The organism is Psychrobacter sp. VH5, assembly GCF_050572635.1.
Taxonomy (GTDB): domain Bacteria; phylum Pseudomonadota; class Gammaproteobacteria; order Pseudomonadales; family Moraxellaceae; genus Psychrobacter; species Psychrobacter celer.
On sequence record NZ_CP192145.1, the window covers coordinates 130340 to 155803 of the forward strand.

19 protein-coding genes are annotated in these 25464 nt (G+C 48.3%); 5 read left to right on the forward strand and 14 right to left on the reverse strand.

Translation table 11 applies throughout. The annotated features are described in order from the left end of the window. Positions 1-20: 20 nt before the first annotated feature. The 8 genes from ACNFVB_RS00580 to ACNFVB_RS00615 form a co-directional block, all read right to left on the reverse strand. Positions 21-839 (reverse strand): sulfite exporter TauE/SafE family protein, encoded by an 819-nt coding sequence (locus ACNFVB_RS00580; RefSeq protein WP_430737739.1) that lies wholly within the window; start codon positions 837-839, stop codon positions 21-23. Between the two features lie 66 nt (positions 840-905). After that, a complete protein-coding gene (locus ACNFVB_RS00585) occupies positions 906-1409 on the reverse strand; it encodes a flavin reductase (RefSeq protein WP_025646795.1) in 504 nt (167 codons plus the stop codon). A gap of 103 nt (positions 1410-1512) precedes the next feature. Then, positions 1513-2541 (reverse strand): methionine synthase, encoded by a 1029-nt coding sequence (locus ACNFVB_RS00590; protein WP_430737740.1) that lies wholly within the window; start codon positions 2539-2541, stop codon positions 1513-1515. Positions 2542-2586: 45 nt separating this feature from the next. Continuing rightward, positions 2587-3591 (reverse strand): DUF1852 domain-containing protein, encoded by a 1005-nt coding sequence (locus tag ACNFVB_RS00595; protein WP_430737741.1) that lies wholly within the window; start codon positions 3589-3591, stop codon positions 2587-2589. Positions 3592-3960: 369 nt separating this feature from the next. Continuing rightward, a complete protein-coding gene (locus ACNFVB_RS00600) occupies positions 3961-7059 on the reverse strand; it encodes an efflux RND transporter permease subunit (RefSeq protein WP_430737742.1) in 3099 nt (1032 codons plus the stop codon). Continuing rightward, complete coding sequence (locus ACNFVB_RS00605; RefSeq protein WP_430737743.1) at positions 7056-8357, reverse strand: efflux RND transporter periplasmic adaptor subunit; 1302 nt, start codon at positions 8355-8357, stop codon at positions 7056-7058. Before ACNFVB_RS00605 ends, ACNFVB_RS00600 begins: the two co-directional genes overlap by 4 nt. Positions 8358-8576: 219 nt before the next feature. Beyond that, entirely contained in the window at positions 8577-10892 is a 2316-nt protein-coding gene (gene recG, locus ACNFVB_RS00610; protein ID WP_430737744.1) for an ATP-dependent DNA helicase RecG, read from the reverse strand. A gap of 426 nt (positions 10893-11318) precedes the next feature. Next, positions 11319-11906 carry a hypothetical protein gene (locus tag ACNFVB_RS00615; RefSeq protein ID WP_075102501.1) on the reverse strand — a complete coding sequence of 196 codons (588 nt, stop codon included), beginning with the start codon at positions 11904-11906 and terminating at the stop codon, positions 11319-11321. 511 nt (positions 11907-12417) lie between these two features. On the opposite strand from ACNFVB_RS00615, the gene argA reads away from it, so the two are divergent. Beyond that, the gene (argA, locus tag ACNFVB_RS00620; protein ID WP_430737745.1) at positions 12418-13740 is read left to right on the forward strand and encodes an amino-acid N-acetyltransferase; all 1323 of its coding nucleotides are present in this window, start codon (positions 12418-12420) and stop codon (positions 13738-13740) included. A 258-nt stretch (positions 13741-13998) separates the two neighbouring features. On the opposite strand, the gene ACNFVB_RS00625 is transcribed toward argA, so the two are convergent. Beyond that, positions 13999-14730 carry an FKBP-type peptidyl-prolyl cis-trans isomerase gene (locus tag ACNFVB_RS00625; protein WP_201586917.1) on the reverse strand — a complete coding sequence of 244 codons (732 nt, stop codon included), beginning with the start codon at positions 14728-14730 and terminating at the stop codon, positions 13999-14001. 461 nt (positions 14731-15191) lie between these two features. On the opposite strand from ACNFVB_RS00625, the gene ACNFVB_RS00630 reads away from it, so the two are divergent. Next, on the forward strand, positions 15192-16910 hold the full coding sequence (locus ACNFVB_RS00630) for a mechanosensitive ion channel (protein ID WP_430737746.1): 1719 nt from the start codon (positions 15192-15194) through the stop codon (positions 16908-16910). A 135-nt stretch (positions 16911-17045) separates the two neighbouring features. Here the strand turns inward: ACNFVB_RS00630 and ACNFVB_RS00635 are convergent, their stop codons facing one another. Next, positions 17046-18503 carry a hypothetical protein gene (locus ACNFVB_RS00635; RefSeq protein ID WP_430737747.1) on the reverse strand — a complete coding sequence of 486 codons (1458 nt, stop codon included), beginning with the start codon at positions 18501-18503 and terminating at the stop codon, positions 17046-17048. Between the two features lie 301 nt (positions 18504-18804). Here ACNFVB_RS00635 and ACNFVB_RS00640 point away from each other — a divergent pair, with 301 nt between their 5' ends. Then, complete coding sequence (locus ACNFVB_RS00640; RefSeq protein WP_075102459.1) at positions 18805-19587, forward strand: SDR family NAD(P)-dependent oxidoreductase; 783 nt, start codon at positions 18805-18807, stop codon at positions 19585-19587. Positions 19588-19758: 171 nt separating this feature from the next. On the opposite strand, the gene ACNFVB_RS00645 is transcribed toward ACNFVB_RS00640, so the two are convergent. The 3 genes from ACNFVB_RS00645 to ACNFVB_RS00655 all read right to left on the reverse strand — a co-directional run bounded on the left by ACNFVB_RS00645 (position 19759) and on the right by ACNFVB_RS00655 (position 23246). Continuing rightward, positions 19759-20454 (reverse strand): lysophospholipid acyltransferase family protein, encoded by a 696-nt coding sequence (locus tag ACNFVB_RS00645; RefSeq protein ID WP_430737748.1) that lies wholly within the window; start codon positions 20452-20454, stop codon positions 19759-19761. 129 nt (positions 20455-20583) lie between these two features. Further along, entirely contained in the window at positions 20584-22470 is a 1887-nt protein-coding gene (gene parE, locus ACNFVB_RS00650; RefSeq protein WP_430737749.1) for a DNA topoisomerase IV subunit B, read from the reverse strand. 110 nt (positions 22471-22580) lie between these two features. Then, a complete protein-coding gene (locus tag ACNFVB_RS00655; protein WP_430737750.1) occupies positions 22581-23246 on the reverse strand; it encodes a YqiA/YcfP family alpha/beta fold hydrolase in 666 nt (221 codons plus the stop codon). Positions 23247-23436: 190 nt separating this feature from the next. Between ACNFVB_RS00655 and ACNFVB_RS00660 the strand changes: the two genes are divergently transcribed. Both ACNFVB_RS00660 and ACNFVB_RS00665 read left to right on the forward strand, forming a co-directional pair. After that, on the forward strand, positions 23437-23697 hold the full coding sequence (locus tag ACNFVB_RS00660; protein WP_105244387.1) for a DUF1289 domain-containing protein: 261 nt from the start codon (positions 23437-23439) through the stop codon (positions 23695-23697). Between the two features lie 132 nt (positions 23698-23829). Then, positions 23830-24723 carry a pirin family protein gene (locus ACNFVB_RS00665; protein ID WP_430737751.1) on the forward strand — a complete coding sequence of 298 codons (894 nt, stop codon included), beginning with the start codon at positions 23830-23832 and terminating at the stop codon, positions 24721-24723. 72 nt (positions 24724-24795) lie between these two features. Here the strand turns inward: ACNFVB_RS00665 and ACNFVB_RS00670 are convergent, their stop codons facing one another. Next, positions 24796-25455, reverse strand: coding sequence for a DUF4145 domain-containing protein (locus tag ACNFVB_RS00670; protein WP_430737752.1), 660 nt, complete (start codon positions 25453-25455; stop codon positions 24796-24798). Positions 25456-25464: the final 9 nt, after the last annotated feature.

Sequence of the window (25464 nt, forward strand, 5' to 3'; positions counted from 1 at the left end):
TATTATACAAATATCATTCTCTAAACCAGCCCTTTATACAGAAAATAAAGTCCCACTACGAATAACAATATCGAAAAGCACTTCTTTAACAGTGGCGGTGAGAGCATATGAGCGACTTTTGCCCCAACTTTAGCGGTAAAAAAGCTCATACTCGCAATGCCCAAAAAGGCATAAATATGCACGAAGCCGATGGTATTGGGCACATCTACTTGCTTTTGCATCCCAAAGAACATAAACCCTAGAGCGCCTGCAACCGCAATCGGCAGACCGCACGCCGCTGAGGTGCCTACCGCTTTTTGCATCACCACATTATAACGGGTGAGATACGGCACCGTTAAGCTGCCACCGCCAATCCCAAAGATAGCTGAGGCAATACCGATGACGCCGCCTGCTGCGAGCTGCTTGGGTTTAGACGGTAATGCCACAGGCGTATGACTCGCATCACTCATATGTGTACGTCTTTTACCAGCGGTAAACATTCTATAAGCGACCCACAGTAAAAACACCCCGACAATCAGCTGCAGATATAACCCTGATATTTGCCCTGCTATCCCTGCTCCCAAAAAACACCCTAGCGCCAAACCAGGTGCTAGATTTTTAAAGACCGGCCACATAACGCCGCCCTTTTTATTATGCGCCATCAGCGAGCTGATCGAAGTGACGATGATGGTCGCAAGCGACGTCCCCAAAGCCAGATGCATAATGGTATCGGCATCGTAGCCCATTTGGGTAAAGACGATAAATAACAGCGGTACGATAATGGTGCCACCGCCCACGCCGAAAAGCCCGGCCGCAAAACCTGCTAGTGCACCTATGATTAAAAAAATGAGTAGTTCCACGGGATAGTGTCTTCTTATATAGATTTATTTTCTGAGCAAGTGCTCTATATTAATGCCAGTTATGACTTATACAAGCTCAACTTGACCGACGTAATGATAAGCACGGTTAAAATACACTAAACTCTCATCTTGCCCGCTTGGGGATTCTGGAGGTTTGATAGCGACCACTCGGCACATCAGCACACTATGCGTACCCACTTCTTGAATGTGCTCAATCTCACAATCAAAGCTCACTAGCGCATCTTTCAGGATAGGCGCGCCTGTCACAAGCTCAGTCCAAACTCCTTGCTCGAAGCGCTCATCTGAGCTTAGTTTAGAAGCAAAAGCATTGGATAAGTGTTCATGCTGGGCACCAAGCACATTGACGCTCAAGACTTTATTATCCACAAAATGCCCATGTGAGCGCGCGGCTTGATTCATACATACCAGCAGTGTCGGCGGTGTATCAGTGACGCTACATACCGCCGAGGCAGTGAACCCATGAGTGCCTGACGGACCATTGGTGGTGATCACATTGACCGCCGTGGGCAATAGCGCCATGGCATCTCTAAAATCAGTGGCTTCAATCATATCTTTTATCATTACTACAATCCTGAGAAACGTTAAATCTATAAGTACCTTGTTAACTGAGGCCACTCATAAGCTTAAACAAGTCAAAACTTGTTAAGTTTTGCTAAACGCTCAGCTCTTGCCGCACGATTGCCGCACCAGCGCTCAGCGCATGTAGTTTGCCGCGTGCCACCTCACGAGACAACGGCGCCATACCGCAGTTGGTCGAGGGATACAGCTTGTCCGCATCGACAAACTGTAAGGCCTTGCGTAGCGTATCGGCTACCTCCTCAGGAGTTTCAATATCATTAGTGGCGACATCGATTGCACCAACCATCACTTTTTTACCACGAATGAGCTCTATCAAATCCATTGGCACATGCGAGTTTTGACATTCTAATGAGACGATATCGATATTAGATTGCTGCAATTTAGGAAACGCTTGCTCATACTGACGCCACTCTGAGCCCAACGTTTTTTTCCAATCGTTATTGGCTTTGATGCCGTAGCCATAGCAAATATGTACCGCCGTTTCGCATTTTAAGCCTTCGATAGCGCGCTCTAACGTAGCGATACCCCAGTCGTTGACATCATCGAAAAAGACGTTAAACGCCGGCTCATCGAATTGGATAATATCCACGCCTGCTGCTTCTAACTCGCGGGCCTCTTGATTGAGAATTTTAGCAAACTCCCATGCCAGTTTTTCACGGCTCTTGTAGTGACCATCATACAGCGTATCAATCATAGTCATCGGCCCAGGCAATGCCCATTTGATCGGCTGATCGGTTTGCGTGCGTAGGAACTTTGCATCGTCCACAAATACTGGCTTTTGACGGCTCACCGCACCCACGACTGATGGCACGCTTGCTTCATAGCGATCACGAATTTTAACGGTTTTACGGTTTTCAAAATCGACGCCATCTAGATGCTCAATAAATGTAGTCACAAAATGCTGGCGGGTTTGCTCGCCATCACTGACGATATCGACGCCTGCTTGCACTTGCTCTTGTAGCGATACTAGCAGCGCATCCTGTTTTGCCTGAAGCAATTCTTCACCGTCAAGTTGCCACGGCGACCAAATTTTTTCAGGTTCTGCCAACCAAGAAGGCTTTGGCAAGCTGCCAGCGGTTGAAGTTGGTAATAATATATCCATGTTGTCTCATCTTTTGTATCGTAATATTTAATATCTAAAGCTCTATTAAGCCACTTGTTCATCAGCGCTTTTGTCTACTGCAAAGCCTGCTGCCCACTCATCTAGGATATCTTGATAAGGCGTAATAAATGTCTCTTCGGTGAACTTGCCTTGCTTCACTGCCAGCTGGCTGCGCTCCTCACGGTCATACACCACTTGCGTCTTTGAGTAGTCTTGGTAATTGAGACTGGGCTGATAGACCGCGCCTGCTCTGGAGTTGGCATTATAAATCTCAGGGCGATAAATCTTCTGGAACGTCTCCATCGTCGCAATCGCGCTAATCAGCTCAAGATCACTGTAGTCGCTGAGCAAATCACCGGCGAAATAAAATGCGAATGGCGCTACGCTTCCTGTCGGCATAAAGTAGCGCACCGTAAGACCCATTTTATGGAAATAATCATCGGTTAACGAATACTCATCCTGATGGTACTCCACCCCTAATACCGGATGCTGGTTGCCCGTACGCACATAGGTTCTCTTACTGGACACACTCAAGCAAATCACCGGCTGCTTATCAAACTGAGATTGGTAAGCCTCTGAACGCAATAAATGCTGAAACAGCTTACCATGCAGCACACCAAACTCCGCTGGCGGCTTTGATTCTGGATGGTTGGCAAAATGCGCTGGCAGTAACACACTAAAGTCATAATCGCGCACGTAGGATGAGAAGCTATTGCCGACCATACCGCTGATACGGGAGTTATCCTTGTGATCGACAATCGTGGTTTGTAGCATCTCGATACTGGGGAAAGTATGACCGTCGCCTGCCACGTCTAAGTCTGCCGAGATGATGTCGACTTCTACTGAGTAACGGTCGGCATGAGGGTTGTCCCAATGCGCTAAATCATTAAAGCGGTTGTTGATCATTTTCAAGGTTTTGCGTAAGTTGTCTTGACGACTTGCGCCGCGTGCCAAGTTGGCGAAGTTTGTCGTTAGTCGCGTGCTGTCGGCAGGCTGATAGTGTTCATCAAAACGTATGCGAGATATGGTATAGGTAAATGGCTGAGTCATGATAGTCCCCTTTACTACTCTGATAGCTCTCGTCTCGAGGCTTCAGATAAAAGCTAATTTGTGTATGGGATGAATCATACCTTGAACCTCACATGAATAAAAACGATGTTATTTAAATATAAGATGAATTTAATTCATCTATGCAGGTTAAGTGAGCGGCTATGAGAGTTCAATCACTGGTACCCTCAGCTCAATTGTCTTGCTCACCTCTAGGGCGTGTCAAACCTTCACAAAAGACACTGCTTTGCCCGTTCGCAATGCGAGAGCGATGCTCGAGTGGAGGGCAGAACTCTTTTTTGCCGCGTTATTGGTAACAATAGGCACTTAGAACGACTAAACTTAGCCAAGTAAGCCCGAAAAAATCCTTATTTAAGTGTGCTTATCAGTGCTCGACTGCGGCTTGCCACTCGGCGTCAACCATTTGGCAAACCATCCCGATAAATCATCCATCAATGTGTATACCACCGGAATCACTACCAAGCTCAGTAGTGTCGAGGTGACAAGGCCGCCCAACACAGCTGCGGCCATCGGGCGACGGAACGTCGGATCGGCATCGCCCCACCCAAATACCAAAGGCAGCATCCCTGCGCCCATGGCGATGGTCGTCATGATAATTGGGCGCGCACGCTTGCGACAAGCATCAATGATGGCATCAAAACGAGCCAAGCCGCGGCGCTGAGCGATCAAGGCATAATCCACCAATAAGATAGAGTTTTTGGTGGCGATACCCATGAGCATAATAAAGCCAATCATCGATGGCATCGACAGGCTACTATTGGTAATGACCAAACCCACAAACGCACCACCAATCGAAAGCGGCAACGCCATCAGGATGGTAAAGGGCTGCAATATACGGCCGAATAATAAGATAAGCACGCCCAAAATACAGACCACACCGACCGACATGGCGATGACAAAACCACTAAACAGCTCTGCCATGTTTTCTGCCTGACCTTGGTCAATGATGGTAATCGATGGCGGCAGCGTCTGCATCGCTGGTACCGACTTGACCGCCTGCACCAAGTCGCCAAGCTCGCCATCAGAAGGCTGCACAGTAATACTAATGGCGCGCTCACGATCGAGCCGGTTGATCTGGGCCGGGCCTGTCCCAAAGTTTAGATCGGCCACCTCGCCCACGCGTACCCCTTGTCCTGCAGGCAGCGCGCTTGGCACGTATAGGCCTTCTAATTGGCTGACGTTTTGTTTGGCGACATCAGGCAGTCGCACCACAATAGGAATCTGCCGAGTATCGAGATTAAGCTTAGATAAGCGCTGCTCATAGTCGCCGACTGTCGCCACTCGTAGCGTGGTAGCGATATCTTGCGTGGTGACGCCTTTATCTGCCATCGCCAGTCTGTCAGGCATAACCGTAAGCTCTTGCCTCGGCAGGCTACGGTCACTGGTCACTGCGCCGGCGCTGGGCAGCGCTCGGATTTCGGTCATAATCTGCTGGGCGGTCTGCTCTAGCACCTCTGGATTGGTACTGGTCAAAGAAAAGTTATAGCCCGTCTCGCCGCCGCTCGATAGACCAACGGTAAAGCGTGCGCCAGGTACCTCCGCGAGCAGATGACTGATTTTGCGCTCAATCTCTTGCTTAGAGATACGCTCTGCTCGCGGCGCAAGGACGATATCTAGCCCTGCGATATTTTCGGCTTTGCCACCAGAACTGGGCTCCATAGCAGCTTGCGCCTCCCCTACCGAGGTAAAGATATTGGTCACTTCGGGCATGGCCAAGATACGCTCACTGGCCATCGCTGCCACGCGCTCGGTATCTTCGAGCGCCACATCTGGCGTCAGCTCAATCTCAACACGCGTCTGATCGATATCATTGTCAGGAATAAAGGAGGTCGGTAGCAACTTCACCAGCATCAATGAAGCGACAAACAGCACCAAAGTTGCGCCGATGGTTATCCAGCGTTGTCGTAAGGTCCATGAAACAATCTTAAGATACCAATCCATCAGCGCGCTTTGTTTTTCCACGCGATTTTTTTCTGGCCGCAGTACGTAAGCTGCCATCATCGGCGTGATCAGTCGCGCTACCATCAAGGACGCAAATATCGCCAAAGCCGCTGTCCAACCAAACTGACGGAAGAACTGCCCAACAATACCGCCCATAAAGGCCGTCGGCAAAAACACAGCAATCAAGGTAAAGGTAGTAGCAACGACTGCCAGACCAATCTCATCAGCCGCTTCCATCGCCGCCTCATAAGGCGTCTTGCCCATACGCAGATGACGAATAATGTTTTCGACCTCTACGATGGCATCATCGACCAACACCCCAATCACCAATGACAATGCCAATAAGGAAATAATATTGAGACTAAAGCCAAACAGATACATGCCCAAAAAGGTAGGAATAACGGACAATGGCAACGCCACAGCTGCAACAATGGTCGCACGGATATTGCGCAAAAATAAAAACACCACCACGACGGCCAATAACCCGCCTTCTATCAGCATACGCAGTGATGCTTGATAATCCTCGGCGATAGGGGTGGCTCGATCATAGACTTTTTCGATACTGATATTGCCTGTATCGGCCGCCAGTTTGGCAAGCTCGGCATCGACGCGCTCCATGACCTCGACCTCACTGGCACCGCGCGAGCGGGTGATGTTAAACGCCACCACCGTCTGCCCATCGAGCTTAGCAATCGAACTTGGGTCAGCAGCACCATCGGTGATTTGCGCCATACGTCCAAGCGCTTGCGTGCCACCTGTCGGCACGGCCACTTGTAGGTCGTTTAAGTCGCTTGCGCGCTCGACCGCCCCAAGCACGCGAATGGTTTGCGTGGTTTTACCGACCTCGGCTTCACCGCCTGAGCTGTCCTGCTGAATCCCAGCGATTTGCTGCGATAGCTGAGAGATGGGAAACTTTAAACCACTGAGCGCAATCGGGTCCGCCGCCACGGTGATCTCACGCTGCAGGCCACCGATACGGCTAACGGTACTGACACCAGGGATATCAGATAACCGCTTGGTGACTGTATCATCAACGAACCAAGACAGATCTGCCACATTCATGTTTTCTGCGGCGACAGAATAAGTCACCACCGGAAACCCTGCGGTTGAGACCTTAGTAATAATCGGATCATTGGCCGCGGCTGGCAGATCCCCTCGCACCTCACCGACGGCTGAGCGCACATCATCGACCGCTTCTTGGATGTCTTTTTCTAGGACAAACTCAGTGACCATGGTGGCAGCGCCGGTTTGCAAGGTGGTGCGAATATGCTTGACACCTTCGATACTGGTCAGCTTATTTTCGACTTTTTTGGCAATGTCGTTTTCGAGCTGGGTAGGTGCCGCGCCAGGCAGGGTGACGGTCACCACCACGGCAGGCAAATCAATGTCAGGGAACTGCTGCACCTTCATTTGCATAAAGCCATAAATACCGCCCAACGTCAGCAGTACAAACAGCAAAATAGCAACCAACGGATTTTTAATCGAGTAAGCAGATACATTTAGGCTCATGAGCGCGCCTGCGAAGCTGTATCAGCGTTATTATTGGATTGATTCAGACCATCGACGATGCGCACCAAGTCGCCATCGTTTAAAAAACTACCGCCTTGCTTGACGATTTGACTGTCGCTCGGCAATGGCTCTGTGACCGCCACACTATCGCCGAGGCGCTCACCCAAACTCACACGCTGCTGCTTGATACGGCCTGTTTTTTGCGCTGCGTGGTCGGTGCGGATTTGTGTGACCATCATCACATAGTCATAGCCATCATTGCTGACCACCGCACTGTTAGGAATGGTTTGGGTGTTGCTGCTACCCAATAAAAACTCGCCCGTTTGATACATGCCAGCGCGTACTTTTGCGTTGGCCGCTAGACTAGCATAGATGGTGATTTGGCGATTGTTGTCCGCTGTCGGCGCGATGCGACTGACTTTCCCCATTACAGAGTCGCCTCCTGGCAGGCTGACACGCACAGGCGTGCCAACAGTGACTTCCCCAACAAGCTTTGGATCGATATCTGCGCGCCACTCTAATACCCCGCCTTTTATGATGGTAAATAGTGGTTCACCGCCTGCGACCATGCCGACCTCCACCATTTTGTCACTGATGACGCCGCTGACTGGCGCGACGACCTTAGCGTTATCCAAGGTCAAACGCTGACTGTTGAGCCGCGCTTTTGCCGCCTGCAAAGACGCCCTAGCACGCACCTCAGAGGTGCGATAGCGATCGGCTTCTTGCCTACTAATGGCATCGATGTCTATCAAGGGTAAGACCCGTGCGGCATCGGCACTGGCATTGGCAAGGGTGGCTTCGGCTTCGGCCACGTCGGCTTCGGCTTGCAACACCTGCTGCTCCATCGCATCGGTATCAAACACCGCCAGCACTTGGCCTGCTTTGACGCGATCGCCCTCCTCCACCAAGACGCGCTCGACAGCCACGCCATTGACTTTGGCACTGACATTGGCCGTATCTTTGGCACTAATCGTACCGTCGGCGCTCAAGGTATTGCCAATCGTATCTTGGCTGGGCATTACTGTCTCAACCGATAGCACCGCCTGCGCGTCACTAGCCGCCTTATCCCCTACCTTATTGCTTGACGCGTTAGGCGCAGTGGGAGTATCCGTCGCCGCCGTCTTATCAGCACCCCAATATCTCCCCAACAAGACACCTAACACCAGTACCACCACCAGTACCGGCCACAGCCATAAAGGCGGTTTTGCTGAAACGGTTGCGGGCGTACTGGGTTGACGGTACGGCGGTAGCTCTGTCTCGTTTACGGGTTTTGGGTGCGTCTTGTCAGAATCATTCATGGGTAGTCTCTATCAATACAAGCCATCATAAGATAAAACAGGGCGAGCAATGATGATTGCGCTATTTACTCATAACCTACTGTTTTTTAGTATAGTAATTTATAAAACCATTAAGAATAATATAATTTTGTTATTCTCTTATTACCCGCTGTTTTAAAGCTTTCAGCTGTAAAGTCCTCAGTTTAAAACGCTTCAGGCGACTCAAGCGGCTCAAGCACCTCAAGCATTGGTATAACGGCTGGCCTCAGGCATCCAGCGGTGTATTAATTGGCTGACGTCAGCTTTACGCGCGGGATCTGCTATTAGATGCTTGGCCAAGCGCTGCGCAATAGCAAATAACTGCTCATCGCGAATCAAATCAGCCAAATAATAGCCGACATTGCCTGTTTGTCGTTTGCCCAGCAGCTCGCCTGGTCCGCGCAGCTCCAAGTCTTTTTGGGCAATGACAAAACCATCAGTGCTATCTCGCAGCACATTTAGCCGCTCAGTGCCCGTCTCTGATAAAGGCTTTTGATACAGTAGGACGCAGAAACTCTTGGTTGAGCCACGTCCAACGCGGCCGCGCAACTGATGCAGCTGCGATAGTCCCAGACGTTCGGCGTTTTCGATGACCATCAGCGAGGCATTGGGCACATCGACGCCGACTTCGATGACAGTGGTGGCAATCAATAAATCAAGATTGCCTGCTTTAAACTCCTGCATGATGGCTTGCTTATCAGCAGCTTTCATTTTGCCATGCACCAGCCCGATACGAATATCTAAGCGTGCACTTAAATCCTCAAATGTCGCTTCTGCCGCTTGCGCATCGAGCACGCTCGACTCCTCTACCAACGAGCATACCCAATACGCCTGCCTACCTGCAGCACAGTTCACCGCAATACGCTCAATCACTTCATCACGGCGATTACGGTCAATCGTCACGGTGGTGATGGGCGTACGTCCCGGTGGCAACTCATCAATAATAGAGGTATCCATATCACCATAGACACTCATCGCCAGCGTACGCGGAATAGGAGTCGCGGTCATGATCAGCTGATGCGGCGTACTGCCTGCCACGCCTTTATTAGTGAGCGCCATGCGCTGCTCGACGCCGAAACGATGCTGCTCATCGATAATGACCAAGCCCAATTTGGCAAATTGCACTTGCTCCTGAAACAGCGCATGAGTACCGACCACCACTTGCACGGTGTTTTCACTTACTGCCTCTAGCGCTTCGCGGCGCTGCTTGGCGGTTTGCTTGCCCGCCAGCCAGCCCACACCGATGCCTAATGGCTCAAACCACTGTTTAAAATTTAACAGATGCTGCTCTGCTAAAATCTCGGTCGGTGCCATGACCGCCACCTGCCAGCCACTATCGAGCGCATAGCCCGCCGCGCCTGCAGCAACCAATGTCTTGCCAGCGCCCACATCGCCCTGCACCAGTCTGAGCATGGGGATCGACGTTGCCATATCTGTGGTAATGTCTGTGAGCACGCGCCGCTGCGCACCGGTCAAATCAAACGGCAACGCGGCAAACAGCTTGTCAGCCAAAGGGCTGTGAGCGGCACATTTAGGCGCTTTGTACTGATGCAACTGCTGGCGACGATATAGCAAGCTTAACTGATGGGCGGTCAGCTCCTCAATGATAAGGCGCTGACACGCCGCGTGGCTACGAGCGCTGAGCTGAGTCAGCAGCTGATATTGCTGTCTGGCATCGGTATAAGTGGGCGGGGTATGCAGCAGGACCAATGCTTCAAATATCGTCAAGTTATAAACATTATTATTGGCCGTACTAGCAGCGCTGCTGGACTCATCGGCACCATGAGCTAGAGTATGATCTGGCACACGCCGCGCAAGCGTTGAAAATATATCGTCTGGATAGTCTATCTCTGCGGTCACTGCTGGTTTTGGCACAAAAGGCACCAACGGCAAATCTGCCACCACCGCAAAATCCGCTGGCGTAAATAGCGTCATCGGCAGACCTTGGCTGCGCACCGTCTGGAGTCCCAGCTTAATCAAGGTGCGCAATTTGTTTTGATGCAGGCCTTTGACAGTAGGATAAATGGGTTGCAGGCCGGTATTGGTGATGGCAGTACTATCAGTTAGCACCTGATATTCAGGATGGTGCATCTGCTTGCCATAGCGGCTGACTTTGACCTCACCGAAAAGTTGCAGCCGCGTACCTACACTCATGGTCTGAGCAAGACCACGATAGACCTTAAAAAATCGCAGAGAAATCGTGCCCGTATCGTCATCGACAATGACGGTCATGCCATTTCGTTTGGTATCGACATGCACCACACGTCCCGTAATCAACGCTGCTTGCCCGTGCTCCACATCAGCGATGGCCACCAAGCGGCTACGATCTTCATAATCACGCGGCAGATGAAGCAGCAGATCAAATATCCGCTTGATATTCAACTGCGCCAACTGCGCAGCGACCTTTGTCCCAACACCCGCCAGCGCTGTCACTGGCATATCTAATGGCGAGACTTCGCCTGCTGGCCGTGCAGGTTCGGTAAAATGACTGAGGGTCTGATTGGCGGATGTGGTCATCGAAGATCCTAACAATTTTTTATTTCCATCGACAAAAGCAAGTATTATCATCACACTATAAATCACTGGCTGATTTTATTATAACTGACAACACCATCGATTATGCCAAGCGATTTGATAACACGGTATCTAGCAGTCGCCCCCCTCTAACAATGACATAGCGCTACTGGTATAAACTTTACTTGCGTACTGCGTGCCTTCGATTCAGTCGCGTGCTTAAACAGATAACCACTTTATTTTGAACGGACTAGAGCGTGTCGTGCGCACGTGCTGCAAAGATGCCTAATACGATAAAAGCACCACAATTGATACATTGCAGTGCTTTTTATTCATTTATCTATAGTTAATACACTATAAAAATGACTGTATAAGTAATGTGATGCCATGACTTAACGAGCAGTCATATCATCATCGCCGGCTACGAGGCTACTTGACGCGTGCGCGGTATTTTACTGCCACGGTGTCATTGAGACCGACGCCCTGCAAATCCCAGCGTACGGCTTTGTAATGCTTGAGATCGACATCGACCAGCTGATTGTCTACGCGAGTACGCAGCGGCATGCGAGCAAAGGTGTTACCATCGACGCTGCCGTATGGAAAATCAGGTGCTACTGTACGCAACAGCTCGACCTGCTCAGGTATGGTCATGGTCACGGTCATCTTACGCACGCGGTCAGCGTTGGTATTGGTAAAGTACCCTTGATACTCCAGCACGTTGCCTGACTGCAGGCGGGTGTTGGCATTGACTGGTACCAGCACTTCTTCGCCATTGGCATCGACACTGACCAAAGAGGCGGTGATTTTACTAGTGACTGCTTGAGCGCTTGAATTACCGGCGTTGCTAGTACTCGTTTGTACCGCAGCTGAAGCGTCTACCGTCTGCTCTGGCGTTGGCAACATGGCAGAGGCTTGCGTGACGACCATTGCGCCGATAAGCGTACCAGCAACAACGTGAAATAAGCGATGTCCGCTCCATGCGCTAAATGGACTGGCAAAGTGGTTGGTTTTTTTCATAGTGTTTATTATCCCTCGTTGATATATCGATAAAACGCCGCGCTACCGCTTCACTATCGGTATGACGCTCGCTCATCTATTGAGGCGCGCGTGGCTCTCCGGCATTGGGCAGTATATAGTCAGTTCAAAACAAAACTGTCATAAGTTCCAAAGCGCTACTGGGATGAATTTTTCGCAGCCTCTGTGTATACAGCACGCAAGGAAAATTTATACCAGTAGCGCTATAACCTTTTTAAATTAAATCTACTATAGTTGCATGCCAAAGGCGGCATTTATTTTTCTTGATTATCTTCGTTCGCGGTCTGTAAAGCAATAGCGTTTAGCATAGCAAAAACCCTATGGGTGTACATAAGCCCCGTGTTGCGGTTGTGTATATAGTGCATCAGCTCTGAAAATGATAAACACCACTGAAATAAAAGATGGCTCATAACGGCGTTTTTTGCTATGGTAATTCTTTAGCGATCGGCTTGTTTGCCGCGCCTTTTTTATTCTAACCACTACTGCCCCTATTATGACTACTAGCGCCATGCCACAGATCAATCCTGAATACGTTCATTGGTTTCGCAACTCAGCCCCTTACATCAATACGCATCGCGGCAAAACGTTCGTGATTATGTTTGGTGGTGAAGCGGTCAACCATCCAAATTTTAGCACTCTAATCCATGACTTTGCCTTACTCCATAGCTTAGGTATCAAGCTGGTGCTGGTGCATGGATCTAGGCCACAAATCGAAAAAAACTTAAAAGACGCTGCCATCACCTCGCCCCTGCATCAAGATATTCGTGTCACGCCGCGAGAAGCGATGCCTGCCATCTTACAGGCGGTCGGTGCCATCCGTCTACAGATCGAAGCGCAGCTATCGATGGGCTTGGCCAACTCGCCCATGTACGGCTCTCGTATCGATGCGGTCTCTGGCAACTTCGTCACAGCGCGACCTTATGGCGTCCGTGATGGCGTCGACTACCAAATGACAGGCGAAGTACGCTCGATCGACGTCGAAGCCATCAAAAACAATCTGCTCCACGACCATATCGTGATATTGGGCTCGATGGGCTACTCAGCGACAGGCGAAGTGTTTAATTTGCTCGCTGAAGATGTGGCGCTTAGCACCGCAGTGAGCTTGGGTGCCGATAAGCTTATTTTCTTAGGAGAAGAAGCCGGCATCAATGACAATGATCGCTTGCTACGAGAGATGATTCCAAACGAAGTCGATCGCTTCTTACGCGACCGTGACCTAAACTGTGAGATCAATTATTTCTTACACTGCGCCAGTGTGGCTTGCCGTCAAGGTGTCCATCGCACGCACATCATCTCATACGCCAAAAACGGCGCACTCCTCGAAGAGCTGTTCACCCGTGATGGCTCTGGCACCCTAATCAGCCACGACCCTTATGAAGAAATCCGCCACGCCAACATCGATGACGTGGTCGGCCTGCTCGAGCTTTTGACGCCACTTGAAGAGCAAGGCATCTTGGTGGCTCGCTCGCGCGAGCGCCTCGAGCAAGAAATCGACAACTACAGCGTCATCGAGCGTGATGGCATGATTTTAGGCTGCGCCGCTTTATACCCACTCGATGACGACTCAGCAGAGGTCGCTTGCGTCGCCGTCCATGCCGAATACCGTAACGGTAGCCGCGGCAATGATTTGCTGGCGTTTATCGAGCAGCAAGCACGTAGCCATGGCCTACACAAGCTCTTTGTCTTGACGACTCGCACCGCCCATTGGTTTGTCGAGCACGGTTTTACCGAAGTCGATGCCAGCGCTCTGCCCGCTGCGCGCCGCGAAAAGTACAACAACGGTCGTAACTCTAAGGTCTTTCAAAAAACCTTATAATTAATCTAGGCAGGCTTTAGTTAACTGCCGCGCCAAACCAAAAAAGCCCTCATTTATAAACGAGGGCTTTTTTATCAATACTAAAAAGCGATAGGACAATTTTTTATAGCGAGCTGACTATACTTTATCAATGTCGCTTTACAAATGGCACTTTATAAGTAATGCCTTATAAATGACACCTGCTAGAGACAATCTCGCACAGGTATCAGCCTATCGATGTCAAACATAACACTAAAAGCAATGAATGCCCCTAATGCGTTATTTTACGTTTAATAGCTCAACCGTAAAGATAAGCGTGCTGTTTGGCTCGATACCCGCGTTACCCGCTTCACCATACGCGATGTCTGATGGGATATAAAACTCGTATTTGCCGCCCTCTTTCATCAGCTGCAGACCTTCTGTCCAGCCCGCGATGACTTGATTGAGCGGGAACTCAATTGGCTCGCCGCGCTCGTATGAGCTATCAAATACTGTACCGTCGATCAGCTTACCTTCGTAATTGACTTCGACCACATCGGTGGCTTTTGGTGATTTGCCTGTACCTGCTTTGATGACCTTGTACTGCAGACCAGAAGAGGTTTCTTTTACACCTTCTTTCTTAGCGTTTTCTGCTAAAAAGGCTTCGCCTGCCGCTTTGTTTTCTGTAGCTTTGGCTTCCATGTCTTTAACAAACTTTTCTTCTTGCTCCTTTTGATAATCCATCAAGACTTGTTGCATCTGCTCTTGGGTCAGTGCTGAGTCGTTGCCTTCATAGCCATCGCGAAAGCCTTGCTCAAAAGTATCAAGATTTAGATCACCGACCGCTTCTTTATTACCTTCGGCCATCATATAACCCAAGCTATAGCCTACTTTTTCGTTCGCCGAGCTTTGCTCAGTGATCGAAATGCTTTGCGCTGCGGTTTCTTGATTGCCGTTATTGGTGCTACAGCCTGTAACTAACAACATAGCGCTAGCAAGTGCACCAACGCTTAAGGTAGTGATTTTTTTCATAAAGTACTCTCAAATTGTAAGAATAGTGGCAAGATGTCACATGTTCCTATGATAGCAAATCTTGGTTTTAGGAGCCATGTTTGGCAAAAAATTATCGGGCGAATGTACAGTCTGTGTTAATATTTCCCTGTCACGATAACAAGTTATCACACAAATACAGTAACACGTTAAGCTTTCTATCTTTAAATCCCCTAATACATCAGCTAAGCTGAATGAGTTGAGGTGATAAGTAACCGAGTGTAACTCTTTATCATGGATGATACGACATTGGTAGTACATCAGTTGGTACAAGATAAGCCGATGTTTTTTCGATGAATTTTTACACTTAAAAATTATAATATCGCCGCATAACTGATTTAAAAAAACTATTTATCATAACCATCTATGTTGGTTTCGCTCGCTGATAGCAGTACCTAGCCTATCGTTTGGCGGCTTTTATATGATGATTAAAGGAGGATAAGATGAATCCAATGTATGCGTCTTTTAACGGTTATCTGGGTGGGCCTATTGGTTCCATCATTGGGGCTATTTTGATATTTATTATTGGTTGGCTTGTCGCACTGGGTATCGCGGCTTTGGTTCGCAATGTATTGTCTAAGGTGAATCTCAACCAACGCATGAATTCTTCAACCGGCAAAACCTACGATTTAGAAGGCATCATCTCTAAAATCGTATTTTGGTTTATCTTTATCATCGCCATTTCTGGAGCGTTGAACCAATTGAATCTGAACTCCATTTCGACGCCGTTTGCCAATATGGTCAATCAAGTGCTGGCCTTTATCCCTAATCTGATCGGCGCTATCGCTGTTGGGGTGATCGGTTGGGTCATCGCCACTGTGGCACGTACCGCTATCAATGCCGCCCTTGCTAAAACCTCGATGGATGAGCGCCTAAGCGCACAAGCAGGCGTAAAACCCATGAGCAGCACGATAGCCGATATGGTTTACTGGTTCATCTTATTGGTGGTATTGACCATGGTACTCGGTCAATTAGAGCTTGATGGTTTGTTTGCGCCATTGACCAACATGGTTGATAAAATCTTTAGCTTTATCCCTAACATTATCATTGCTGGCGTGGTGTTTGTCGTCGGCTACATCATTGCAAAAGTGGTGCGCGGTATCGTCACCAATCTTGTGTCTACCTTTAATATACAAGAGCTGGCCTCAAAAGCTGGCTTGAGCGAAAAAAACAGCCTGCCGAATATTGCAGGGTCTTTGGCGTTTTTAGTGGTGATTATCCCGACGATTATCGCGGCCTTAAACGCTTTAAAAATCGAAGTAATTGCGCGCCCAGCGACCAATATGCTAAACAAAATCATGGAAGCGTTGCCAAACATCTTTATGGCAGCAGCTATCTTAGTGGTGACGTTTTATGTGGTGCGTATGGTTGCCAATATCATCAAAGGTTTGATTGAAAACACAGAGATCAATCAGATACCTGCCAAGGTTGGCCTACAAGAAACCATGGGTGATAAGAAAGTCTCTGATCTTGTCGGCTATGCCATTGTCTTTTTTGCCATGTTATTTGCCGCTATCGCTGCTGCGGATTTATTAGGCTTTGAGCCAATCTCAGCCATCATCGCGATGTTTATCGCCTTTGGTGCCAATATTATCTTGGGCGCGATTATTCTGTTCATCGGCTTTTGGCTTGCCAACATCATCGCTGGTGTGGTGGAGCGCTCTGAGCAAGGCTCACAGTTCTTAGCAAACATCGTGCGCGTCTTAATCATGGGTCTCGTACTTGCTATGGGTCTAAAAGCGATGGGCATTGCTGACTCTATCGTCAACCTAGCCTTTGGTCTGACACTAGGCGCAGTTGCCGTGGCCTTTGCTCTCTCGTTCGGTCTTGGTGGTCAAGAAGCAGCTGCTCGCTTCTTACGTAAGATGCAGGACAAAATGGACAAGGAGCAAGAGGAAGCCAAAGCCAAGTCTACGCTACAGCCGAACGCATCAACTCGTGAAAAGTTTGCTGACTCTGTCCGCGAAAACACCCCATCAGCGGCAACAAAGAGCACTGATACTCACACTGATGTCGTCGATACCACTCGCGTCGATACCGATGCTATCGACACCGCTGATATCGATAACGATGTTACCGATGGTAGTATCACTGATGCAGATATCGACAATAACAACTTGCTACCAGGTAGCGGTCTAAACGACGATATCAATAATAAATAATTTGCTCTCGAAATATGTGTTCTTGAGATAAATTCATCAGTTTTATGCTCGCTCAAACCAAAAAAGACAGCTTAGGCTGTCTTTTTTTGTGGGCATAAATGTGTGTTTTATACCTATCAGTCGCTATCAATAGTGCTATTTATTACTTTTACAAGCAGGAATGGTGAGATTCAAGCGAACTTGCGGCAGGGCTTCTGCTGGACGGTCGTTATCCGCAGAAGTGCATGCCACTAGCATTTTTTGCTGTTGCAGCTGTTGTATCTGCTTGGTGAGTTGGCGCTCACGCTGGGTCATGGTCGCAACGGGTTGGATCCACAAATCGATATCGATAAAGGTTTCTTGGCCTTCATTGATAAATTCCACCCCCAAGATAATGACATGATGCAGCGCTGCTATCGGTAAGCGCGTGGCCACATCTTGAGCAATTTTTGCCAAGTTTGGCTGAATGGCTTGTTTGCTATGCTGCCCTTCCTGATTTTGGCCATAAAATATCAGCACATAATGCCGACCCAGACTCTCATACGAGTGCTGATGTACCACGTAACCGGCGCTTTTTAGGTTGTCTGGTTGTTTTGGATGTCGGTATAAAGTGCGTACCAGCTCATGACGAGAAAACAATGACTCGTCGAGTAGCTGCTGCTGCCAATATAAAAAATCAACCTCTGAGGACATTTGGGCACTATTTTTCAGTCGCTCATCACGGCACATCGCTATCATCTGGCCGCTTAGCTGTGACCATAGTGTGGCAGCTTGTGCCATGTGCTGCTGATACATCTGCGCTGTCGCACTTTGATTTTTGTGCGCCAGTGTCATGGCGATCAACGCCGCATTGGGCGCATCTTGCACGCCCGCTTTTATAAGGGCATTATCAATGGTGATGGCATGAGTAAATACAGACGGATTGTACAAAAACTGAGTGACCAAATCTGCCACCCTCTCAAAATGTGCGCGCTGATCGCTAAGTGACTGCTGGAGCTGCTGTAAATGATAGTGAAAAAACCGCCATAGCTCACAAGGCGTCTGTAGCGTTGACGACAGCTTCTGCCAGTCAGCGTAACTGAAGATTTGTAGCGGTCGCGGCTCACCACTCATATCGATGACCAAATCTTCCATAAAATAAGCAGTATCAAAATGATGCGTCAGGCGATTTGCTAAGCGCTGTTTCGGTGAGAGTGTCGGTATATCAGCGCTCATCTCTGTCTCATCAAAAAAGACGATATCAAAGATCAATACATCGCGGCGGCTTTTCTTGTCATGATTTTGAGTATCGCTTTGACCGTTATCGTTTCGATCATGCTTATATTGATTGTCATTGCTATCCGCGACGCAAGAAGTCTTATACCATGCCAGCACCGCCTTTAGCGTCGCCGTTCGCGCCGACTTAATAGTCTTCGCGCTACTATGCCTTGGTAGATACAGTGTCAGATCCAGCCGTTGCAACCGCCCAAGCGGCAGCTGATAGCAGGATTGCCGCGCGTCATAGTAGGCGTTATATTGACACGTCACTGCTTGCATATCGCCAACGCTTACGCCTGCCGCTGCGCCCTGCAGGTAGCAAGCCAAATCCTCAGTTAGGTCAGTCAAATCAGCCACCGTTTCAACCTTTTATGATTATGGCGTGCTCAACACGCCCTAAATATTATGAAAAATTAAACGACATAAACGTCATGAGACACAGTCGCTTTCACCGCAATGAGTTGTTATGATGATATCAGCACAGCAGCGCTTATGCGCATCTTTCTATAGTTTAGGGATTTGACGAGATGAGCCAGACGCGACTCGATACAGCTGATGGTCTTTTACTTACCCTCTCAGCATCTGTCACATCTGACACCTCAAGGATACTCGGCTCACATCGCCCACGATTGTCATATAATAACAAGGATTGAATACCATGAAACGCTTTAAAGAAAAAACCGTCATCGTCACAGGCGCAGGCTCAGGTATTGGCCGGGCGACTGCTATTCGTTTTGCCCAAGAAGGTGCCAATGTCGTCTTGGTCGGTCGTACCGCTGAAACCTTAGAAGAGACTGCAAAAGAATTTCCACAAGACCGTACGTGGATTCATACCGATAACTATCTGACCATCACTTGTGATATCAGCATACAAAGCCAAGTACAAGAGATGATCAAACGCGCCGTCGATAAGTTTGAACAGATTGATATCTTGGTCAATAACGCTGGCAAAGCCATGCAAGGGAAAATCACTGACTTGTCAGCCGAAGACTGGCGAGCTGCCATCGATGTCAATCTAAATGGTACGTTTTATGTCTCGCAAGCCGCCATGCCGCATCTGATTGCGACCAAGGGCAACATCGTCAATGTCTCCTCGCTCTCAGGGGTCGGCGGCGACTGGAACATGGCCGCTTATAACGCTGCCAAAGCCGGAGTGACCAACCTCACCCGCACGCTAGCCTTAGACCATGGGCCAGATGGCGTGCGGGTCAATGCGGTCAATCCCAGCGTTACCAAAACTGACATGAGCAGCGCCATTCAAAACAACGACAATAAAACCGATAAATTTTTGGCACGCTGTCCACTCGGCCGCTTAGCGACACCAAACGATATTGCCGCCGCCATTACTTTTTTGGCCAGTCACGACGCGGCGATGATCACGGGGGTCAACTTACCCGTCGATGGCGGCGTCAGTGCCTCAAACGGCCAGCCACAGTTTTGATCCAGCCATCAATCAAACACCATCAAACCTCATAATTACCGATACCTCGCTCGCTACTAGCCAGCGCTTCTTGTCTTTCTCATAAAAAACAGCCCTTGATATCATCAGATATCAGGGGCTGGTTATATATAAAACCTCAAAGCCTGTGCGGCGTATCAGAACCCATAGCGCTTAATCTGTCGCGCGATTGATGTCTTGCAGAGGCTGCGACAAGCGCTCAGGATGTCTGGGCACCACCCCTTTATACTGCGCATAAATTTTTGGCAAATCAGCGTCGATATCGCCACTCGGATAAATGGGCGACATAAAACGTATCTCTTTGGTTTTATAATCCATCGCCACTGGCAATATAGGCACGCCCGCACCCATTGCCAAGTAATAAAATCCCGACTTCCAGCCTTTGGTGTACTGGCGCGTGCCCTCTGGTGCCAAACCCAAAAACAGCGGCTGACCGGTTTTAAACTTATCGATACTCGCTTGTAGTACCGAGCCTTTGTTGCCCCGATCAATCGGAATCACGCCTATCCAATTTAACAACCGGGCAAAGACAGGTGCTTTAAACAAAGTATGTTTGCCCAAAATACTGATCTTAAGATCCAGCGCAAATAGGCTTGGAATGGCATAAATACCATCGACATTTGAAGTATGAGGCAGTGCCAATACCACCGCTTGTGGGATATTGGGCACCTCGCCGACTGTACGCCAGCCAGCTGCTTTGAGTAAGGCAGAAGCAAGGACAGGCGCAAACTTATTGCCCCGTCTTGGTACCAAATCACCCAGATGTTTTTTGCTAAGTTTTGGTAATGCTTTGACTCGTGCAGACTCAGAGCGGCCCGATTTAGCACGATTAAATAACGTTGATGTCATGACGGCACCATATAATTAAAGATAGCCATATCATAACATTAAGCTTATCGGGCGAGATTATCTTTTATACTTTTATTGCATAGGCGCTCGGCAGACACTGGCGCATGGGCGAGCGAGCGATGACATACATTACGGTATGTCTGCTAAATTACCTTTATTCTCTAACCACGACTTGCGATCGGCGGCGCGTTTTTTGGCCAGTAGCATATCCATCACGCCATTGGTCAGTATCATGTCATCCATATCCAGCTGCACCAGACGCCGCGTATCGCGGTTCATGGTGGTCTCACGTAACTGCTCAGCGCTCATCTCACCGAGTCCCTTAAAGCGAGTAATTTGCGCTTTTTTATTCCCCGGTACGCCCGCTAAAATATGCTCAAGCTCGCCTTCATCTAGCGCATAATGTACCTCTTTACCAATGTCAACTCGATACAGCGGCGGCATCGCGACAAATAAATGCCCGGCATCCACCAGTGCTGGGAAGTGTTTGACAAACAGCGCACAGATAAGCGTGGCAATATGTAGGCCATCAGAGTCGGCATCGGCGAGGATACATATCTTGTCATAACGCAGCTCAGAGAGATCATCTGAGGCAGGGTCAACACCGATAGCGATGGCGATATCATGAATCTCTTGACTGGATAACACGGTATCGGATGACACCTCCCACGTGTTCAAAATCTTACCACGCAGCGGCAATATCGCTTGATAATGTCGATCGCGTGCTTGCTTGGCACTGCCGCCCGCAGAGTCGCCTTCAACCAAAAACAGCTCTGCCCCATCACGCAGATCGCCGCGACAATCGGCAAGCTTACCTGGTAGCGCAGGCCCTTGGGAGATTTTTTTACGGGCGACCTTTTTGGCAGACTTGAGCCGTCGACCAGCTTTATTAATAGCCAGCTCGGCGATTTGAGTGCCTATATCGGCATGCTGATTGAGCCATAGGCTAAAGGCATCTTTTGCGAGGGTCTGCACCGCACCGGCAGCTTCACGGCTTGAGAGACGCTCTTTGGTTTGACCAGAAAACTGCGGCTCAGAAAACTTGAGCGATAGGATATAGTTGACCCCATCCCACACATCTTCTGCCGTCAGCTTCACATTGCGAGGCAATAGATTGTGGATATCGCAAAACTCGCGCAGCGCCTCTAAGATACCAGTACGTAGGCCATTGACATGCGTGCCGCCTTGCGCGGTTGGAATCAAATTGACATAGCTTTCTTGAATCGGCGTACCACCCTCAGGCAGCCACGATAAAGCAAAGGTAATACCCGCGCGCTCGCCGTCTTTTGCCTCATGATTATAATAAAATGGCTCAGGTGGCAGGGTCTCAAGTCCATCTAGCTGCTCACCGAGGTACTCAACCACCCCGTCAGTAAACTGCCAAACGACTTTTTCGTCATTGATATCATCGACAAATTCAATGGTCAGACCAGCGGCCAATACCGCCTTGGCTTTTAGGTTATGTTTGAGCTGTTTGACATTGAATTTCGGCGTATCAAAAAAACTGCCATCGGCCCAAAACTGCACCCGAGTACCGCGTTTGCGTTTATTGGAGCTGACAGACTTAGTCAACGGCGTCACCGCTGCGCCATTTTCAAACGCCATCGCAAACTGCGTACTATCGCGCCATACCGTCACCTCAACGCGTGTTGATAGTGCATTGACCACAGAGATACCGACACCGTGCAACCCGCCCGACACCTCATAATTGGAGGTCGAAAATTTACCGCCTGCATGTAGACGCGTCAAAATCAGCTCAATACCTGACTGACCAAACTCAGGATGGATATCGGTTGGCATACCGCGGCCATCATCTTCGACCGATAGCGAGCCGTCGCTATGCAGCTGTACCTTGATGGTCTTGGCATACCCTGCCAGCGCTTCATCGACGGAGTTATCGATGACTTCTTGGGCCAAATGGTTGGGACGGGTGGTATCGGTGTACATCCCGGGACGACGGCGTACCGGCTCCAGCCCTTCTAAAACTTCTAACGATTGCGCATTATATTGACTCACAAATGCATCCTTAACTGTTTATATACGATGAATTCTATACAGCCATTATAACGAAAAATAACGGCATTAAGGTCAATACTCAGTCGCTCACGTCAGATAATGTCGTCTCTTTAAACCAAGCGACCTTTGACCAGTTGCTGTATGACCTCGATTACTGTGGGCAATTGTGTTTTAAAATCACTAAAGCGATGATCGCCGCCTTTTTGCATATTGACCGTCGCTCCTTGCTTCCTATAGAAGTTGGCAGAAAGACTGCTATTAAGTAATTCATCACCCTCTTTGATTAGCGCGACTACTTTTTTAGGATAGTTAAGGCTCGATAGCTGATGGCACGCAAACCACCTTAAATCAGCATTTGTGATGCGCCAACCACCCAAAGTGCTGTATAGCACCTCAGACGCCTCGTCGTTCGCACTCTCGTCCTTCGCACCGTCATCCTCAGTCTCAGTGCTATGCTTAAATCGCTGCAGTGTCTGATGCGGCTGTATACTAGGGTTTAATAAAAGCGCCGGACAGCCGGTATGATTACTGAGCAACGTAGCAAAATACCCGCCTAATGAGCTACCGACCAAGACCGTATTTTGATCATGAGAGTTTTTGCTCGCCACACTATCGATTAACGACAGCATCTGGTCAAACGCTTGATCTGGCGTCTTATTTAGATCGGGGCGTAACACCTTGATATCGGGATCATACTGGCGGCAATACTCCTCTAATAGCGAGCCTTTTATAGAATTGGCATCACTGTCTAAGCCATGGATATAAATAATATTCACGTATCATCTCACTTATTGGTTTTGTTAAGATGGTTTTATCTCGATAATAAAAATCCAGCATAGCACTGCCGCAAGCAAAACAATAACACTAAAACGGCACACTATTATTCAGTATTTGCGCCATAATAACAGTATCTGACTATACGACGATATAAGTAAAAGGACTAACGACAATAGCAATGGAGCTGCCATGAGTCAGCAGTTTGAACTGTTCGAGATTGCCAATCCCTGTATTGGTGTCTGTCAAAGCAATAAAAAAGGCTATTGCTTTGGCTGTCTGCGTAGTCGTACAGAGCGTCAGCTATGGCATGATATGACGACAGAACAGCGCCGTGAAGTACTACGACTGGTCAATGGGCGCAGACAGCGTATCGAGCAGATGCGCCAGCGCAAGAACGAGCAGCTAGGCTTTGATTTTAATGAAGCGGCTGAGACAGGAGAATTGTTTTAATTAGCTCAAAACAATTAAGTAATATTTTACAATGGTTTTGATAATTATAGAAAAACTACATAGTAGCTATTGAAATATATATCTATATCCTCAAATATATACGAGTAGCCGTTAAAAATGTAGGAGAGCACAATGGATAACAGCCCAACAAATAGCGTAAAAGACACCGTTACCCAATCACGTCAAATCGAGCAGCTTTTTGCTGGGGTCGATACCCAAGACGGTGCTGGCGTTAAATTAACTCGCGTACTGACGCAGCAGCTGCAACAGCGCCTCGATCCGTACTTGATGCTAGATAACTTTAAAAGTGACAATCCAGATGATTATGTCGCTGGGTTCCCCAATCACCCGCATCGCGGCTTTGAAACCATTACTTATATGATCACCGGCCGTATGCGCCATCGTGATAGCGCGGGTAACGAAGGGCTATTACAGAACGGCGGCGTGCAATGGATGACAGCGGCGAGCGGCGTAATCCACTCAGAGCTACCGGAACAAGAAGACGGCGCGATGGAAGGCTTTCAGCTGTGGCTTAATTTACCTGCCAAAGATAAAATGAATGACCCTTGGTATAAAGATTTCCAAAGTGAGGACTTGCCTAAATACACAACTGAAGATGGCGTAGACGTTACGGTAATCGCAGGTAGATCGCATGGCGTAGAAGGTGCAGTCACCCGCGACATTACTGAGCCGACGTATTTGGATATTCATCTACCAGCAGGAACGAGCTTTAGCCAAGCCATTCCAGCCGATCACAATGCCTTTGCCTTTGTATATCGCGGTACGGTAGACATTGAAGGTAGAGAAGTACCAACTAAGACCATGGCTATCTTGAAAAATGATGACAATACGGATGGCGTTACCATTACTGCTGATAGTAGTGAGGATACTAAAGTGATCTTAATCACTGGTCGCCCACTCCATGAGCCCATTGTTCAATACGGTCCTTTTGTCATGAACAGTCAGCAAGAAATCATGCAAGCCGTCACTGATTTCCAAAGTGGTAAGTTTGGTGAAGGGGCTTAGTGATTAGCCTAGTTTGTTAACTACTCTATTAGATGTGAAAGCCCGTATTATTTGTTAATATGGGCTTTTTTATTAAGACAGATGTGTAATTAGAAACTGCTCAATATCTCTAATCATCATAGTTACATCATTATCAGAAAACTCTTCAGGCTTTCCGTGTGCAGCACTGTTTCTTATATCTGCTAAAGCAGTAATTCTTTTCTGTTGAAGCTTATTGTAAATACCTGCTTTAGCAAGATCTGAATTCATTTTGTCTAGTTTACCTATAGGTAGGCTATTTTGATTACACAGATCACGAAGTGTTGTTTCTAAAACTACTCCAGCAATAACCGCCGCTGCTAGTTTATATCCACTAGATAATAACTCTTGAGCCTGTTCAAGCTCGCTATCAAAAACATCGGCTTGTATCAAGTTTTTTATCGATGTCAAATAACCATTTTTATAATCATCCATTGCGGCTATAAATACAGACTTCATTCTTTTGAATGCATCCCATTGCGTTTGATAACCGTTAATTTTCTCTGCCTTTATAAACTCTTGATAGTGCTGTGACTCTAGGCCACACGTAGCTACTAGCAAGTTTTTAGATTTTACTTTCCAAGTTAAAGCTTTATCGTTATCTAGAACATCAATAGTTCCAAAAAGCTGACTATTCTGTTTTCCATGTGTTGCTTCAATCTCTTTAATTTCTTCAAATAATTGTTTATATCTATCAGATAATTTTTTAATCATTTGCATAAT

What these genes read in the sequence shown, in the direction of transcription:
- ACNFVB_RS00585 (WP_025646795.1), bottom strand. Translation starts at nt 1,409, where the DNA reads ATGATTGAAGCCACTGATTTTAGAGATGCCATGGCGCTATTGCCCACG.
- ACNFVB_RS00590 (WP_430737740.1), bottom strand. Translation starts at nt 2,541, where the DNA reads ATGGATATATTATTACCAACTTCAACCGCTGGCAGCTTGCCAAAGCCT.
- ACNFVB_RS00595 (WP_430737741.1), bottom strand. Translation starts at nt 3,591, where the DNA reads ATGACTCAGCCATTTACCTATACCATATCTCGCATACGTTTTGATGAA.
- ACNFVB_RS00600 (WP_430737742.1), bottom strand. Translation starts at nt 7,059, where the DNA reads ATGAGCCTAAATGTATCTGCTTACTCGATTAAAAATCCGTTGGTTGCT.
- ACNFVB_RS00605 (WP_430737743.1), bottom strand. Translation starts at nt 8,357, where the DNA reads ATGAATGATTCTGACAAGACGCACCCAAAACCCGTAAACGAGACAGAG.
- recG (WP_430737744.1), bottom strand. Translation starts at nt 10,892, where the DNA reads ATGACCACATCCGCCAATCAGACCCTCAGTCATTTTACCGAACCTGCA.
- ACNFVB_RS00615 (WP_075102501.1), bottom strand. Translation starts at nt 11,906, where the DNA reads ATGAAAAAAACCAACCACTTTGCCAGTCCATTTAGCGCATGGAGCGGA.
- argA (WP_430737745.1), top strand. Translation starts at nt 12,418, where the DNA reads ATGACTACTAGCGCCATGCCACAGATCAATCCTGAATACGTTCATTGG.
- ACNFVB_RS00625 (WP_201586917.1), bottom strand. Translation starts at nt 14,730, where the DNA reads ATGAAAAAAATCACTACCTTAAGCGTTGGTGCACTTGCTAGCGCTATG.
- ACNFVB_RS00630 (WP_430737746.1), top strand. Translation starts at nt 15,192, where the DNA reads ATGAATCCAATGTATGCGTCTTTTAACGGTTATCTGGGTGGGCCTATT.
- ACNFVB_RS00640 (WP_075102459.1), top strand. Translation starts at nt 18,805, where the DNA reads ATGAAACGCTTTAAAGAAAAAACCGTCATCGTCACAGGCGCAGGCTCA.
- ACNFVB_RS00645 (WP_430737748.1), bottom strand. Translation starts at nt 20,454, where the DNA reads ATGACATCAACGTTATTTAATCGTGCTAAATCGGGCCGCTCTGAGTCT.
- ACNFVB_RS00660 (WP_105244387.1), top strand. Translation starts at nt 23,437, where the DNA reads ATGAGTCAGCAGTTTGAACTGTTCGAGATTGCCAATCCCTGTATTGGT.
- ACNFVB_RS00665 (WP_430737751.1), top strand. Translation starts at nt 23,830, where the DNA reads ATGGATAACAGCCCAACAAATAGCGTAAAAGACACCGTTACCCAATCA.
- ACNFVB_RS00670 (WP_430737752.1), bottom strand. Translation starts at nt 25,455, where the DNA reads ATGATTAAAAAATTATCTGATAGATATAAACAATTATTTGAAGAAATT.